We start from the raw sequence: 15314 nt of genomic DNA, 5'->3' as shown, positions 1-15314 counted from the left end.
TCCCACTCAATCGTCGCTGGCGGCTTGCTGCTGACGTCGTAAGCTACACGTGAAACTTGCTTTATCTCGTTGATAATGCGGTTTGACACGGTCTCTAGCAGTTCGTAAGGCAGGTGCGCCCAGCGCGCGGTCATGAAGTCGATGGTCTCTACGGCACGCAGTGCAATCACGTATTCATAGCGGCGGGCATCCCCTACTACACCGACCGATTTCACCGGCAGAAATACGGCAAAGGCTTGGCTAGTTTTGTGGTACCAATCGGCCCGGTGCAACTCTTCTAAGAAGATGGCATCCGCTTCACGAAGAATATCAGCGTATTCCTTTTTCACTTCACCCAAAATCCGCACACCCAAACCTGGACCGGGGAAAGGGTGGCGATAGACCATGTCGTAAGGTAGACCTAGTTCCAAACCAATGCGGCGCACTTCATCTTTAAAAAGTTCGCGCAGCGGCTCAACTAAATCCATGGCCATGTCGTCTGGCAGGCCGCCGACATTGTGGTGAGATTTGATCACGTGGGCTTTGCCGGTTTTTGAGGCGGCAGATTCAATCACGTCAGGGTAAATTGTGCCCTGGGCAAGGAAGTTAACGTCTTTGAGCTTGGTGGCTTCTTGATCGAAAATTTCGATAAAAGTATTGCCGATGTATTTACGTTTTTTCTCTGGGTCGGCTTCGCCGGCCAGCTTGCTTAGAAACGCTTCTTCGGCATCGACGCGAATAACTTTCACGCCCATGTTTTTGGCGAACATTTCCATCACCTGATCACCTTCGTTTTTACGAAGCAGGCCGTTATCAACAAACACGCAAGTAAGCTGCGTGCCAATGGCCTTGTGCAGCAAGGCCGCCACTACCGAGCTGTCTACGCCGCCAGAAAGACCCAGTAATACTTTTTGATCGCCGACTTGAGCGCGCACTTTGGCAATGGCGTCTTCAACAATATTGGCGGGTGTCCACAAAGCTTCACAGCCACAGAGTTTCAGCACAAAATGTTCGAATATACGCTGGCCTTGCAAGGTGTGAGTCACTTCAGGGTGAAACTGCACACCGTAGAATTTCTTGGCTTCACATTGCATTGCCGCAATGGGGCACGATGGCGTAGAAGCCAAAACCTCAAAACCTTCTGGCAGGCGAATAACCTTGTCGCCATGGCTCATCCACACATCAAGTAGCGCCTTGCCGTCTTTACTGTCGATATGGTCAGCAATGTCGGCGGTTAGCGCGCCAGCGGTTTCCAGTTTAATTTGCGCGTAGCCAAATTCGTGAACCGGTGAGCCTTCTACCTTGCCGCCCATTTGCTCAGCCATGGTCTGCATGCCGTAGCAAATACCCAATACCGGTACACCCAGTTCGAACACCAGTTGTGACGCTCGTGGCGAACCCGCTTCCGTTACCGACTCTGGCCCACCCGCCAAGATAAAGCCTGAGGGCTTGAATTCATTGATATCGTCATCGCTAATATCAAAGGCGCGAATCTCGCAATACACGCCAATTTCACGAATACGCCGCGCAATCAGCTGGGTGTACTGAGAGCCAAAATCTAGAATCAAAATACGGTGGGCATGGATATCTGGGATTGACACGGCAGCTCTCTCAACAAGGTTCACGGCAAATGTGAACATAAATAAAACAGCAAACCCGCTGCGGTAGCGGGTTTGTTAATTCAAAAAAATAATGGCCACAAGCCCTTAGGTAGGGTAATTGGGTGCTTCTTTGGTAATGCTCACGTCGTGTACATGACTTTCGTTCATGCCTGCCGAGGTCACCCGCACAAACTCTGGGTTGTTACGCATAGCTTCAATGTCTAGGCTACCGGTATAGCCCATGGCTGAGCGCAGACCGCCCATCAACTGATGGACAATCGCGGCCAGCGGGCCTTTGTAGGCCACGCGGCCCTCAATGCCCTCGGGCACGAGTTTTTCTGCGCCGTCGTCGGCGCTCTGAAAATAGCGGTCACTAGAACCCTGGGTTTTCGTCATAGCACCCAATGAACCCATACCGCGGTATGACTTGTAAGTACGGCCTTGGAATAACTCGACCTCGCCTGGTGCTTCTTCGGTACCGGCAAACATCGAGCCCATCATGATGCAGTTAGCACCAGCAACCACGGCCTTAGACAAATCACCGGAAAAGCGAATACCGCCATCGGCGATGAGCGGCACCCCGGTGCCCTTAAGGGCTGCGGCAACATTAGCAATAGCGCTAATTTGCGGAACGCCTACTCCCGTTACAATACGGGTAGTACAAATGGAACCTGGACCGATACCGACCTTAACCGCGTCGGCGCCAGCTTCGAGTAGTGCCAAAGCCGCTGCGCCAGTCGCAATATTGCCGCCAATCACGTCAACTTGCGGATAATTCTCTTTAATCCAGCGCACCCGATTTAATACATTCATGGAATGACCATGCGCAGTATCAACCACCAATACGTCTACGCCAGCGGCAACCAGCGCCGCAACGCGATCATCGGTATCTGCACTAGTGCCAACCGATGCACCAACCCGCAACTGGCCCTGACTGTCTTTACAGGCATGGGGATAAGTCTGAGCGTTGTTCATGTCTTTAACGGTGATCATGCCAGTCAATCTAAAATCGTCATTGACCACCAAGACTTTTTCAATACGGTGGCGGTGCAGGAGCTCCCTCGCTACCACCATATCAACGCCCTCTTTCACCGTGACCAGCTTTTCTTTTGGGGTCATCATGCTAGAAACAGGAACGTTTAATTCTTCTTGGAAGCGCACATCACGACTGGTGACAATACCTACCAGCTCGCCGTTATCGAGCACGGGAACGCCGGAGATTTTATGGCGACGACGTAGTTCAAACAACTCACTAAGTGGTGCGCTCGCGTCAATGGTGATTGGATCTTTAACAATACCGCTCTCGTGCTTTTTAACCGCGCGCACTTCTTGAGCTTGCTGAGCAACGGTCATGCTCTTGTGGATAATACCGATGCCGCCTTCCTGAGCGAGGGCAATCGCCAGTGCGCTTTCAGTGACCGTGTCCATTGCGGCAGACACAAGGGGAATATTCAATGAGATATTACGGGTCAACTGAGTTTTTAGGCTAACGTCTTTAGCGGTAACCTCGGAGTAACCTGGGAGCAGAAGAACGTCATCAAAGGTGAGAGCTTCTTGGGCAATACGTAGCATAAATAGATTCCGATGCCGGTGGCTAGAATCCTCGCAATTTTAAGCGATACAGCCCCCTTAGTAAACCGATTCTTGGCGAACTACCCACTATATCTTGCTACAATAGCGCCATGACTACACAAGAACCGCCACAAACCCTCACAGTCAGCCAATTAAACGGTTTGGCTAAACAATTACTCGAAGACTGTTTTGCGCAGGTCAACGTGGCCGGCGAATTGTCGACTTTATCACGCCCCAGCTCTGGCCACTGGTATTTCACCCTAAAAGACGACCGCGCCCAAATTCGTTGCGCCTTCTTTAAGGGTAAGAATATACGGGTCAATTTTACCCCCGAACCCGGCCAGCAAATCAGCGTTCGCGGCAAAGTCAGCCTCTATGAAGGCCGTGGCGACTACCAGCTCATTGTCGACAGTATGCAACAAACTGGCGTTGGCGCACTGGCCTTGGCGTTTGAAAAGCTCAAACAAGAACTGCGGGCCGCTGGCTGGTTCGATTCCGCACACAAGAAACCGCTACCCGCCATCATTAAAAACATTGCAGTGGTGACCTCCCCTACGGGCGCAGCTATTCACGACATTTTATCCGTATTTAAACGCCGCTGGCCGACGATGCAAATCAGTGTGCTGCCCGTATTAGTGCAAGGTAGCAATGCCTCCGCCCAGATTGCCAACGCCATTGCCCAAGCCAACCACTGGGTGCGCACTAAACAGCAAGACTTTGACGTAATACTGGTCTCCCGTGGCGGCGGCTCACTAGAAGATTTATGGCCGTTTAACGAGCACATTGTCGCCGCGGCGATTCACGACTCAGAATTACCAGTAATTAGCGCCGTGGGCCACGAAGTGGATTTCAGCATCAGTGACTTTGTTGCCGATATACGCGCGGCCACGCCATCTGCGGCAGCGGAGCTGCTTAGCCCAGACCAAGCCGAACTGGTGTCGAAACTGAATTTACTCAAGGGCCGTCTCGCCAAAGCCCAGCAATTGCGACTGCGGCGCTGGCAAGATCAGCTCTTGTCATTAAACCGCCGAATTCGCGACCCGCGCAGCCTGTTGCGTGAGCAAAGTCAGCAGCTGGATGATCTAGAGCTGCGCTTGCAACGTCAGTGGCAGCAAGGCCAGCGTCGGCGCCAACAGCGCCTTGGCGCAGCCAACCAGCAGCTATCCCTGCTCAACCCTCAACGCCAACTTAACAATAAGCAGCGCGACCTTAGCCAGCTGCGCAAACGCATGGTTAATGCCATCAAGCAAAATCTAAAGCAACATAAAGCCGCCAGCCTGAACCTTGAGCAACAACTGCGCAACCTAGGGCCCGAGCAGACCTTAAATAGAGGGTACTCTATTATTCAGGATACCAGCGGCCAGATAATCAATGATGTAGACCAACTTAGTACAGACCAAGAGTTGCGTGCAAAATTTAGCCGGGGAACTGCGAAACTACTGGTTAAATCAAGCACGACCACGTGAGTTTTAACAAAACAGGAGTGAGGATTTAACAATTTTATACGGAAGCCAGGAACTTGCCTTCGGTATAAAATTTAAGTTAATAGCTTTCCGGAAGTTTGCGCTTAATCACAATATGCCGACCTTCAACATCGATATATTCACCGATGGTCAGGTCTTTTAGAATTCGCGCCACCATTTCACGTGACGACCCTACCCGATCAGCAATCTCTTGCTGGGTAAGCTTTTCATCAATCCGCATACTGCCGTCGTCACCCGCGGGTTGAGCCAGATTCGTCAGCACTTTAACCACGCGACCATACACGTCCTGCAAGGCCAAGCTTTTGACGTCGTTAGTGAGCTTGCGAATACGACGAGTTAAATTTTTATTGAGGATGCGGGTAATATTGGGGTGCATATCCAATATCGCTTTAAAATCTTCTTTATAAACAATGCGCACCTTGGTGGTTTCCATGGCGCGCACCGAAGCTGAGCGTTTGTCGTCATCCAACAGGGCTAATTCGCCGAAGTAGTCGCCATCTTCAAGAATATTAAGCACGAAGTCTTTGCCGCTTTTATCACTGCAATACACTTTCACTCGGCCCGACTCCACAACATAAAGGGAGTCTGCAACGTCGCCCTCGTGAATCAAAACCGTGTTTTTAGCGAAGTCTCGCAACACACTGGTGTCGCGCAAAATTTGAATTTCTTCCGGCATCAGGCCGTCAAATAAATCGACGTTTTCGATACTCATTACCACATTCCCCAAGGACGATAAAACGTGGAGGCCACTATAGCATAGTTGCGTAAGTGGCTGTCTAGGCGGGGTTTACGCTGGAGGTGAGAAGCTTTATGCTGGACGGGAGATGGGAGACGCTGGGGCATTCGCTGCGCTCACTTGAATACCTGCTAACGCAGGCACTCGTTGCGGCGTCTTTTCTTAGCGTCTCCCGTCTCCCGTCAAGCGTTCCCTCCCGTCAAGCCTCTCCCGTCACTCAGGCCGCATATGCGGGAACAACAATACATCCCGAATCGACGGCGAGTCGGTGAACAGCATCACTAGACGGTCGATACCAATACCTTCACCCGCGGTAGGCGGTAGGCCGTATTCCAGCGCCGCGATGTAGTCGGCGTCGTAGTGCATGGCTTCGTCGTCGCCGCTGTCTTTCTCGGCAACTTGCGCCATAAAGCGCTCGGCTTGATCTTCTGGGTCGTTAAGCTCTGAGAACCCATTGGCGAGCTCGCGACCACCCACGAAGAATTCAAAACGGTCGGTCACAAAGGGGTTGCCGTCGCTGCGACGCGCCAATGGCGAGACTTCGGTGGGGTATTCAGTGATGAAAGTCGGCTGATCCAATTTATGCTCAACAGTCTCTTCAAAAATTTCGATCTGGATTTTACCCAGGCCCCAAGTGTCTTTAACCTTTACGCCGAGTTTTACCGCAATCTCTCTGGCCTGTGCCATATCGCTAAGTTGCTCGGCAGTGATATCAGGGTTGTATTGCAATACTGAGTCGAATACCGACAGACGAGTAAACGGCTTACCGAAATCGTATTCGCTGCCTTGATAGCTAATAACCGTGGTGCCCAAAACTTCCTGCGCGGTATTGCGCAGCATGGCTTCGGTCAAATCCATCATGTCTTTGTAATCGGCATAGGCTTGGTAGAATTCGATCATGGTGAATTCTGGGTTATGCCGAGTAGAAAGCCCCTCGTTACGGAAGTTGCGGTTAATCTCAAACACCCGCTCTATACCACCAACAACCAGACGCTTTAAATACAGCTCCGGCGCAATGCGCAAATACATGTCCATGCTCAGGGCATTGTGGTGAGTTACAAACGGGCGGGCGCTGGCCCCGCCGGGAATCACCTGCATCATTGGGGTTTCAACTTCGACGAAGTCTTTTTGCTGCAAGAAATTGCGGATAGCGCTTATCATTTTCGAGCGAATCGCGAAGGTGCGGCGCGAAGTTTCGTTCATGATCAAATCGACATAACGCTGGCGGTAGCGGGTTTCTTGATCCGTTAGACCGTGGAATTTATCAGGCAAGGGCCGCAAAGATTTGGTCAGCAGCGAAGTCTCATGCATATTTACATAAAGGTCACCCTTACCGGATTTATGCACGGGGCCGGTCGCCGAAATAATATCGCCGATATCCCAAGTTTTTATTTCGGTAATCAACTCTGGTGGTAGGAGCTTTTTATCGACATAGACCTGAATACGACCGGTCATGTCCTGAAGTACCATAAATGGCCCGCGCTTGGCCATAATACGACCGGCGATACTGGCCTTGCGATCTAAGACCTCAAGTTCTTCTTTACCCTTCTCAGACAACTCATCTTGCAGGCGCTGGGCGTAGTCGTCACGACGGAAGTGATTAGGAAAGGCATTGCGTTTTTCGCGAATCGCGCTCAGCTTGGCGCGACGCTCAGCGATTAAGCGATTCTCTTCCTGGGCCTGTTCTACTTCGTTGTGATTCTCAGACATTTTAAGTTCCTGGGTCGGACGTCGGGGGGCTGACGTCCGACGTATTAAAAGCAGCGCGCTGCCTATTTGTATTTGAAAACTAAGGCGCCGATCTCAGCGCCGTACTTAACACTTATGTGAATTTGTCGCCAGATGTCAGACTTCCGACACCCGACCTAGCCTGCTAAAGGCCAAATTTAAGACTTGCTTCAATAAACTGATCCAAATCGCCATCTAACACTGCATTGCAATTACTGGTCTGGACATTGGTACGCAAATCTTTAATGCGCTGATCGTCCAGGACGTAGGAGCGAATCTGGCTGCCCCAGCCGATATCCGATTTACTGTCTTCCAGCTCCTGCGCGGCGCTATTGCGCTTTTGCATTTCCAGCTCATAGAGCTTTGCTTTTAGCATTTTCCACGCGCTGTCGCGGTTCTGATGCTGCGAGCGCTGGTTTTGACACTGCACCACAATATTGCTGGGAACGTGGGTTAAGCGCACCGCAGAGTCGGTTTTGTTAATGTGCTGACCACCCGCACCGCTGGCCCGATACGTATCGGTGCGCACGTCTGATGGGTTGATATCAATTTCAATATCGTCATCAATCTCTGGCGATATAAAGACCGAACAGAACGAGGTGTGGCGGCGATTGCCTGAGTCGAAGGGCGATTTCCGTACTAGGCGGTGCACCCCCGTCTCAGTGCGCAGCCAACCAAAGGCGTATTCGCCTTGGATATGAATGGTCGCGCTTTTAATACCTGCCACTTCACCGTCTGAAAGTTCCACCAATTCAGCTTTGAAGCCCTTGGCTTCTGCCCAGCGCAAATACATGCGCAACACCATATTAGCCCAGTCCTGCGCCTCGGTGCCGCCAGAGCCAGACTGAATATCCAGATAGCAATTGTTAGGGTCCATCTCGCCAGAGAACATGCGGCGGAATTCAAGAGCACCTAGGGAAGCCTCCAAGCGGTCGACATCGACCTGCATACCGCTGATGGTGTCTTCGTCACCCTCTTCAACCGCCATGTCCAACAGCTCTTTGCAATCAGACACGCCGCTATCTAATTCATCAATGGTCGCCACTACCGCTTCTAGCGCGGCGCGCTCTCGCCCCAGCTCTTGGGCGCGTTTGGCGTCGTCCCATACTTTCGGGTCGCCCAGTTCGAGCTCTACCTCAAATAAACGCTCTTTCTTGTTAGCGTAGTCAAAGATACCCCCGAAGCACGTCGGTTCTTTCGCTCATGCTTTTTAGGGACTGACGTATGGCATTGACTTCTAACATTGAAGATTATCCGGTATCACGTGGAAAGGGCGGCATTTTACCTGATGAGCCAGCTCCCGCAAAGCATCGTGGGGGCAATTACTCACAAGGGGCGATTAAGGCGCTCACAACGGGCGCAGATGTTCGACCATAAGTTGCAAAGACAGGCGCTCGCGAAACAGATTGCTGTCGAGCTTATACACTAGCTCGACGTATTCCGTATCGGGACTAGGCCACACATCGGTATCAATATTAAAGGCGATGGCATCAAAAATTTGCTCACCGCCCTGCTCTGGCGCCAACACCATTTTCAGATGCCGCGCACCAACAATACGCTGCTGCACCAGACGAAACCGGCCGTGAAACAGCGGCTCAGGAAAGTTCTGCCCCCAAGGGCCAGCGCCGCGCAGCAATTCAGCCCGCTCTAAAGACAAATCCTCAGCAGTCAATTCACCGTCGCTATACACCGCAGCAGTTAATTGCTCTGGGCTAGTTAGCTCCGCCACAATGGCATCAAAGGCCTCAGCAAAACGACTGTAATCTGCCTTGGCCAAACTCATGCCCGCCGCCATGGCGTGGCCACCAAATTTATTGAGCAAGCCCGGATGGCGCTTGGCGATTAAATCCAGCGCATCGCGCATGTGGAGACCGGGAATCGAACGCGCCGAGCCTTTTATTTCATCTCCATCCGCGTCGGCAAAGGCGATGACTGGCCGGTGGTAACGGTCTTTAATACGTGAAGCAAGAATACCCACTACGCCTTGGTGCCATGTGGGATCGTAAAGACATATCCCGTTTGGCACCGCTGTGGGATCGAGCTGCAAATGCGCTAGAACCCGCATCGCGTCGTCTTTCATGCTTTGCTCTATCGAGCGACGCTCGCGGTTTAAGTCGTCTAGCTCGGCGGCCAAACTCAGCGCGGTATCGGCATCCTCAGTAAGCAAGCAGCGAATACCCAAACTCATATTATCTAGGCGACCCGCCGCGTTTAAACGCGGGCCAATGGCAAAACCCATGTCTGAGGCGACCAAGCGGCTAGATTCTTTACCCGCAACCCGCAACAAAGCCTGTATGCCCGGACGACAGCGGCCCGCGCGAATACGGCGCAAGCCCTGTTCAACCAAAATGCGGTTTAGCTGGCCCAGAGGCACAACGTCAGCGACGGTGCCGAGGGCGACCAAATCCAGGAACTCGGCCAAGTTAGGTTTTGCCCGTTCGGCGCTAAACCAGCCCCGCTGCTGCAACTCGCTACGCAATGCCAGCAGCACATAGAACATCACCCCTACCCCAGCCAAGGATTTACCAGCAAAGGGGCAGCCGTGCTGATTGGGATTCACAATCGCGGCGGCTTGGGGCAGTGATTCACCGGGCAAGTGGTGATCGGTGACCAGCACCGGAATGCCCAGTTTTGCCGCCGCGGCAACGCCGTCGATACTGGAAATACCGTTATCCACAGTAATGATTAAATCTGGCTGACGCTCCGCCGCTACCGCGACAATTTCCGGGGTAAGGCCATAGCCGTATTCAAAGCGGTTGGGCACTAGATAATCAACATCTGCCGCGCCCAAGGCCCGCAAACCCAAAACCGCAAGACTGGTGCTGGTGGCGCCGTCGCAGTCAAAATCACCCACAATTAACAGACGATGCTGCTTCTCTAAGGCGTTGGCGAGCAAGGCGCAAGCATCACTCATGCCTTTCATTTCTGGCTTGGGTAAATGCTCTAAGCCAGACTCCAGATCAGCATCGCGAGACAAGCCACGGCTGGCGTAGAGTCTTTGCAGAAGGGTGGGCACTGCCGCAGAAAACTCTGCGGCGACGGGCTTACGAAGAATTATCTTAGGAAAGTCTGTCACTACGTTAGGGAGCAAATCACGCGCGAATATTCGCGGCAATCATAGCGTGCACGTCTTCCAATTTATTGTCAACGACCTCATAGCGCTCGTCCAAATCGAAGAGATCGCTCATGTGATGGGGTAGCGCTGGCGCCGCGGGGTAGCCCGCCTTCATCACCGCTTCGGGGAATTTAGCTGGGTGCGCGGTGGCCAAGGTGATCATTGGCGTAGCGGTATCACGACGGCATTCGCGGGCGGCTTTTACACCAATGGCCGAATGAGGGTCGAGCAGGTATTCGCTGTCTTCATATACCGAGGCAATCATGGCCACGGTTTCTTCGTCATTCACCCCGTAGCTATCAAACAAGCCCCGCACTTTGGCAAACGCGGCATTGGGAATCGATACAGTCTCGGTATTCATCTTCGTCATTAAATCGTCGATAGCGGCACCATCGCGATCATAGCAGTCGAATAACATCCGCTCGAAATTGCTCGATACCACAATGTCCATGCTCGGCGACAAGGTGTGCTGCAGCTCGTGCTTTTCAAATTTATTGCCACTGATAAAGCGGTGCAGAATATCGTTTTGGTTGGTCGCTACCACCAGCTGCTCGATGGGCAGGCCCATGCACTTGGCCAAATAACCGGCGTAGATATCGCCAAAATTACCGGTAGGCACCGAGAAACTCACCGAACGCGCTGGCGCGCCAACGGCGTAAGCGGCGTAAAAATAGTAAACGATCTGGGCCATAATCCGCGCCCAGTTAATCGAGTTAACTGCAACCAGTTGGCGACCTTCAGGTAAGAAGCGCTGATCGGCAAAGCTGGCCTTAACCATGGCTTGGCAGTGATCGAAGTGACCGCGCACCGCGATATTGTGGATATTATCGCCCACCACGGTGGTCATCTGGCGGCGCTGCACCTCTGATACCCGCTGATAAGGGTGCAGAATAAAAATGTCGATATTGCTGCAACGCTTGCAGCCTTGGATCGCAGCCGAGCCGGTATCACCCGAGGTCGCGCCCATAATGACGACTTTCTGCTGGCGGCGCTCAAGCACGTAATCGAGCAAGCGACCCAGCATTTGCAGGGCAAAATCTTTAAAGGCCAAGGTCGGCCCTTGGAACAATTCCAGCACCCACTCGTTGCGATCTAACTGCACCAGCGGCGCAATCGCAGGATGGCGAAAATCGACATAGGTATCGTCAATGATCGCTTTGAGGTCATCATCAGGAATGCAGCCGCCGATAAAGGGCTGAATAATTTGAAACGCCAAATCGGTATACGACAAGGACGCCCACGACGCAATCTGCGTTTTACTGTACTTGGGCAAAGACTCGGGCACATACAAACCGCCGTCTGGCGCGAGGCCAGTGAGCAGAACGTCTTCAAAATTCAGGGCGGGCGCTTTGCCGCGGGTGCTGATGTATTTCACGTGCTTTTAGCTCTCAATGTTCGTTAAATTATAGTAGTTAAACGCTTGATGGGAGACGGGAGACGCAAAAGCCGCACTGGCGTTTCCCGTCTCCCCTGCCGCGTAAAGCGGCCTTAACCCGCCAATGACTCCACTCTTATCCGCGTCACTTCACCCACAATGCTTTCCAAACCTTCGATCTGGCTTACCGCAGCCGATAATTTGGCCTCGATGGTGCGATTGGTCAGGATAATCATGGGCACTAGATTGGCGTCATCTGCCGCTTCTTTTTGAATCAAGGCTTCAATACTGATACCACCGTCGCTGAGGATCTGAGCGACTTTAGACAGTACACCAGGCTTGTCCACTGCAGTCATGCGCAGATAGTAAGCCGTTTCTACGGCGTCGATGGGCAGTATTGGATGGGCGCTCAGTGATTCAGTTTTAAATGACAAATACGGTACGCGGTTGTTTTGCGACGAGCTTAAGGTACGCGCCACGTCGATAATGTCCGCTACGACCGCAGAAGCGGTCGGTTCGCCACCGGCGCCAGCGCCGTAATACAGGCTAGGGCCAACGGCATCTGACTGCACTAACACCGCGTTCATGACGCCATTTACATTGGCGATCAGCCGCTTTTCAGGAATCAGGGTCGGGTGAACCCGCAGCTCGATGCCTTCGGTAGTGTCACGGGCGATACCCAAGTGTTTGATGCGATAGCCAAGCTCTTCAGCATAGATCACGTCTTCTTGAGCAATACGGCTAATGCCCTCGGTGAAGACCTTGTCGAACTGCAATGGGATACCAAAGGCTAAAGAAGCAAGGATAACTAGCTTATGCGCGGCATCGATGCCCTCTACGTCAAACGTGGGATCCGCTTCGGCATAGCCCAGCTCCTGCGCCTCGGCCAGTACGTCGGCAAAGTCTCGGCCCTTTTCGCGCATTTCAGAAAGTATAAAGTTGCCCGTGCCGTTGATAATACCCGCCAGCCACTGAATTTTATTGCCCGCCAAGCCTTCACGCAGCGCCTTGATGATGGGAATTCCGCCGGCGACAGCCGCTTCAAAAGCAACAGTTACGCCCCTCTCTGCGGCAGCGGCGAAAATCTCATTGCCGTGCTCAGCGATCAGTGCCTTATTCGCGGTGACCACGTGTTTGCCATTGGCAATCGCTTTTAAGACGAGTTCTTTGGCCACAGTGGTGCCGCCAATCAACTCCACCAGAATGTCGATTTCGGGGTTTTCAGCCACGGCGAACACGTCGCGATTAATCGCCACGTCACCGGTGTCGCACTTGGGGTTGTCGCGACGCGAACCGATTTGCGCCACCACGATGTCGGCGCCAACTCGTGCAGAGATTTCTGCTGCATTGCGCTTCAATACCGCAAACGTACCGCTGCCCACGGTTCCTAAACCACATATTCCTACTTTGACCGAATCCACTATTGCTCCTTAAAAACATCAGGCAATATCTCGGGCGCTGAAAACCCGACAATACTGGGACTGGCACGGAAACTGTTAAATTCCAAGCCGAAAGGAGTGCATTTTAGTCAAGCTGGGCCGCTAAGGCTATGGTCTGGGGGGATTCAGGGCGTTTTATTCTCGCGCAATGCCGCTTTAACACGGCACTATCGCTTTCTGGCCGGACAAAAAACAAAGAGGCCGCATCTGCGGCCGCTGTACTCAAAGACTTAAATCGCGTAAATCTAGTCGTCAATACGCTCAATGATAATCGCTGGCGCCATACCGCCGGCAGCGCACATGGTCACCAGACCACGCTTAAGGCCGCGACGCTCCAATTCGTCCAACAATGTGCCGATCAAAATCGCGCCCGTTGCACCAATGGGGTGACCTAAGGCCATTGCGCCACCGTTTACATTGACTTTGTCACGGTCCAGCTTTAGATCGCGAATATACTTCTCGGCAACCACGGCAAAGGCTTCGTTGATTTCAAACAAGTCGATATCGTCAATAGTCAAACCGGCTTTTTTCAGCACTTTTAAGGTTGCTGGCACGGGTGCGTTAAGCATTAAAGTTGGCGAATCACCCATATTGGCCATGGCAACGATTTTAGCGCGAGGTTTTAAACTATGGGCTTTGGCGTATTCTGGAGAAGTCAACAACAGAGCCGCTGCGCCGTCTACCACACCGGACGAGTTACCACCGTGGTGAACGTGACTAATTGTTAGGTCGGGATACACCTTATTCACCAAACCAGCATAGGTGGTGCCAGCCTCGTCCAAGGGGTAATAGGCTAATTCGGCGAAGGCAGGTTTAAGCTGCGCTAAACCTTCTAGGGTAGTGCTTGGACGGGGAAATTCTTCTTTATCCAGCGCCAGAGTACCGTCTTCGCGATAGACTGGCACAAGGCTTTTATCAAAGTGACCGTTGGCAATTGCATGGGCGGCGCGCTGCTGACTGGTAAATGCTAATTTATCCAAGTCTTCGCGACTAATGCCTTCCAGCGTCGCAATTGCATCACCACACACACCTTGATGTGGCTGGGGATGACTTTCTCGCAAACGAGTATTACCGGCATCCATAAACGGTGACATGCCCTGACTATTCTCACCGTAGGTAGACATCATTTCGGTGCCACCCGCAATGACCACGTCTTCCATACCCGACATGATGCTGGCTGCGGCTAGGTTGACAACAGTGATACCAGAACCGCAGAAGCGGTCTAGTGTTACAGCGCTTGAACGAATATCGTAGCCTGCATCCAGCGCCGCCATACGACCTAAGTCACCACCCTGAGTACCGCGCTGGGCGCTCGTGCCCCAGATGATATCGTCAACATCGGCCGTGTTTAAATTATTGCGCTCAGCAATCGCTTTCAAAACAGTAGCGCCTAGTTGCTGGGGATGAATGCCAGCTAATGAGCCTTTACCCGCTTTACCAATGCCGCGAGGGGTACGGCAAGCGTCAATTATCCATGCTTCTTTCATTTTATGACCTCGTTTAAGCCCTGCAGGCAATTAACAACCTCTCCAGTTAGGCGCGCGCTTTTCCGCGAAAGCTGTGGCGCCTTCGATTGCATCTTTACTGCTAAACACCGGATCAACAATTTTAGCCTGATTAGGGAACATCTCGTCCTGTTGCCAATCTTGAGAGTCGATCACAACCTGCTTGCTCGCGATCACCGCCATTGGGCCGTTAGCCGCTATTGTGCGCGCAAACGCTTTAGCACCGTCAAGGGCGCTACCGGCTTCCACTACTTTATTAACCAGACCTAACTCATAGGCGCGCTGGGCAGTAATAAAATCGCCAGTGAGCGCCATTTCCATTGCAATGCGCGATGGAATTTGACGCGGCAAGCGCATCAAGCCGCCAGCGGCTGCGGCCAAACCGCGCTTAGCCTCGGGAATACCAAACTTGGCGTTATCGGCAACAACAACTAGGTCACAGCTAATGGCGATTTCAAAACCGCCGGCCAATGCAAAGCCTTCAACGGCCGCAATGAGCGGCTTCTTAGGACCTTGCTCACACAAACCAGCAAATCCACGCCCCTCTAGTACCGGCATTTCACCGGTCACAAACGCTTTTAAATCCATGCCGGCACAAAACGTGTTATCGGCGCCAGTAATGATTGCAGCGCGAATTGCGTCGTTGTTGTCGAGTTCCTCCATTGCCGCAGCAATGCCTTTGGCAACGGCGAGGTTGACGGCATTTTTCGCTTTAGGACGATTAATTGTAACAACCATTACGCCAGCTTCGACGCTTACTAATACTTCATCGCTCATTGA

General features: G+C 52.4%; 11 protein-coding genes. 1 reads left to right on the top strand and 10 read right to left on the bottom strand.

Annotated features, from left to right (window positions below):
- Both guaA and guaB read right to left on the bottom strand, forming a co-directional pair.
- Nucleotides 1–1580: glutamine-hydrolyzing GMP synthase (gene guaA / locus ABYP33_RS08165; RefSeq protein ID WP_373090263.1), on the bottom strand; the 1580-nt coding region annotated here is incomplete at its 3' end.
- A gap of 105 nt (nucleotides 1581–1685) precedes the next feature.
- Entirely contained in the window at nucleotides 1686–3152 is a 1467-nt protein-coding gene (gene guaB, locus ABYP33_RS08160) for an IMP dehydrogenase (RefSeq protein ID WP_373090262.1), read from the bottom strand.
- Nucleotides 3153–3262: 110 nt separating this feature from the next.
- Here guaB and xseA point away from each other — a divergent pair, with 110 nt between their 5' ends.
- Nucleotides 3263–4618: an exodeoxyribonuclease VII large subunit gene (gene xseA, locus ABYP33_RS08155; protein ID WP_373090261.1), complete on the top strand. Its 1356-nt coding sequence runs from the start codon at nucleotides 3263–3265 to the stop codon at nucleotides 4616–4618.
- Nucleotides 4619–4694: 76 nt separating this feature from the next.
- On the opposite strand, the gene ABYP33_RS08150 is transcribed toward xseA, so the two are convergent.
- From ABYP33_RS08150 to ABYP33_RS08115, 8 genes are all read right to left on the bottom strand, one after another.
- The gene (locus ABYP33_RS08150) at nucleotides 4695–5348 is read right to left on the bottom strand and encodes a Crp/Fnr family transcriptional regulator (RefSeq protein ID WP_008249757.1); all 654 of its coding nucleotides are present in this window, start codon (nucleotides 5346–5348) and stop codon (nucleotides 4695–4697) included.
- A gap of 237 nt (nucleotides 5349–5585) precedes the next feature.
- Nucleotides 5586–7082, bottom strand: a complete 1497-nt coding sequence (lysS, locus tag ABYP33_RS08145) for a lysine--tRNA ligase (RefSeq protein WP_373090259.1) — start codon at nucleotides 7080–7082, stop codon at nucleotides 5586–5588.
- A 163-nt stretch (nucleotides 7083–7245) separates the two neighbouring features.
- Nucleotides 7246–8344, bottom strand: a protein-coding gene (gene prfB, locus ABYP33_RS08140; RefSeq protein WP_373090258.1) for a peptide chain release factor 2 whose coding sequence is annotated in 2 segments (ribosomal slippage) — nucleotides 7246–8268 and nucleotides 8270–8344 — 1098 coding nt in all. Because the reading frame shifts where the segments join, the coding sequence is not laid out codon by codon here.
- 104 nt (nucleotides 8345–8448) lie between these two features.
- Nucleotides 8449–10176: a single-stranded-DNA-specific exonuclease RecJ gene (recJ, locus tag ABYP33_RS08135; RefSeq protein ID WP_373090257.1), complete on the bottom strand. Its 1728-nt coding sequence runs from the start codon at nucleotides 10174–10176 to the stop codon at nucleotides 8449–8451.
- A gap of 16 nt (nucleotides 10177–10192) precedes the next feature.
- On the bottom strand, nucleotides 10193–11590 hold the full coding sequence (gene thrC, locus ABYP33_RS08130) for a threonine synthase (protein WP_373090256.1): 1398 nt from the start codon (nucleotides 11588–11590) through the stop codon (nucleotides 10193–10195).
- Nucleotides 11591–11703: 113 nt separating this feature from the next.
- On the bottom strand, nucleotides 11704–13011 hold the full coding sequence (locus ABYP33_RS08125) for a homoserine dehydrogenase (RefSeq protein ID WP_373090255.1): 1308 nt from the start codon (nucleotides 13009–13011) through the stop codon (nucleotides 11704–11706).
- A gap of 263 nt (nucleotides 13012–13274) precedes the next feature.
- Nucleotides 13275–14516 (bottom strand): acetyl-CoA C-acetyltransferase, encoded by a 1242-nt coding sequence (locus ABYP33_RS08120; protein WP_373090254.1) that lies wholly within the window; start codon nucleotides 14514–14516, stop codon nucleotides 13275–13277.
- A gap of 30 nt (nucleotides 14517–14546) precedes the next feature.
- Nucleotides 14547–15311, bottom strand: a complete 765-nt coding sequence (locus ABYP33_RS08115; protein ID WP_373090253.1) for a crotonase/enoyl-CoA hydratase family protein — start codon at nucleotides 15309–15311, stop codon at nucleotides 14547–14549.
- Nucleotides 15312–15314 lie beyond the last annotated feature (3 nt).

Origin of the sequence: Zhongshania sp., from assembly GCF_041584495.1 — a bacterium.
In the GTDB taxonomy this organism is placed as follows: Bacteria; Pseudomonadota; Gammaproteobacteria; order Pseudomonadales; family Spongiibacteraceae; genus Spongiibacter.
The sequence above is the reverse complement of the archived record's forward strand: the minus strand, read 5'-3'. Positions and strand labels throughout refer to the sequence as shown.

Excerpts from the sequence above, each read along its gene's own strand:
- ABYP33_RS08150 (WP_008249757.1), bottom strand. The coding sequence starts at position 5,348 with ATGAGTATCGAAAACGTCGATTTATTTGACGGCCTGATGCCGGAAGAA.
- ABYP33_RS08115 (WP_373090253.1), bottom strand. The coding sequence starts at position 15,311 with ATGAGCGATGAAGTATTAGTAAGCGTCGAAGCTGGCGTAATGGTTGTT.
- ABYP33_RS08120 (WP_373090254.1), bottom strand. The coding sequence starts at position 14,516 with ATGAAAGAAGCATGGATAATTGACGCTTGCCGTACCCCTCGCGGCATT.
- guaB (WP_373090262.1), bottom strand. The coding sequence starts at position 3,152 with ATGCTACGTATTGCCCAAGAAGCTCTCACCTTTGATGACGTTCTTCTG.
- lysS (WP_373090259.1), bottom strand. The coding sequence starts at position 7,082 with ATGTCTGAGAATCACAACGAAGTAGAACAGGCCCAGGAAGAGAATCGC.
- xseA (WP_373090261.1), top strand. The coding sequence starts at position 3,263 with ATGACTACACAAGAACCGCCACAAACCCTCACAGTCAGCCAATTAAAC.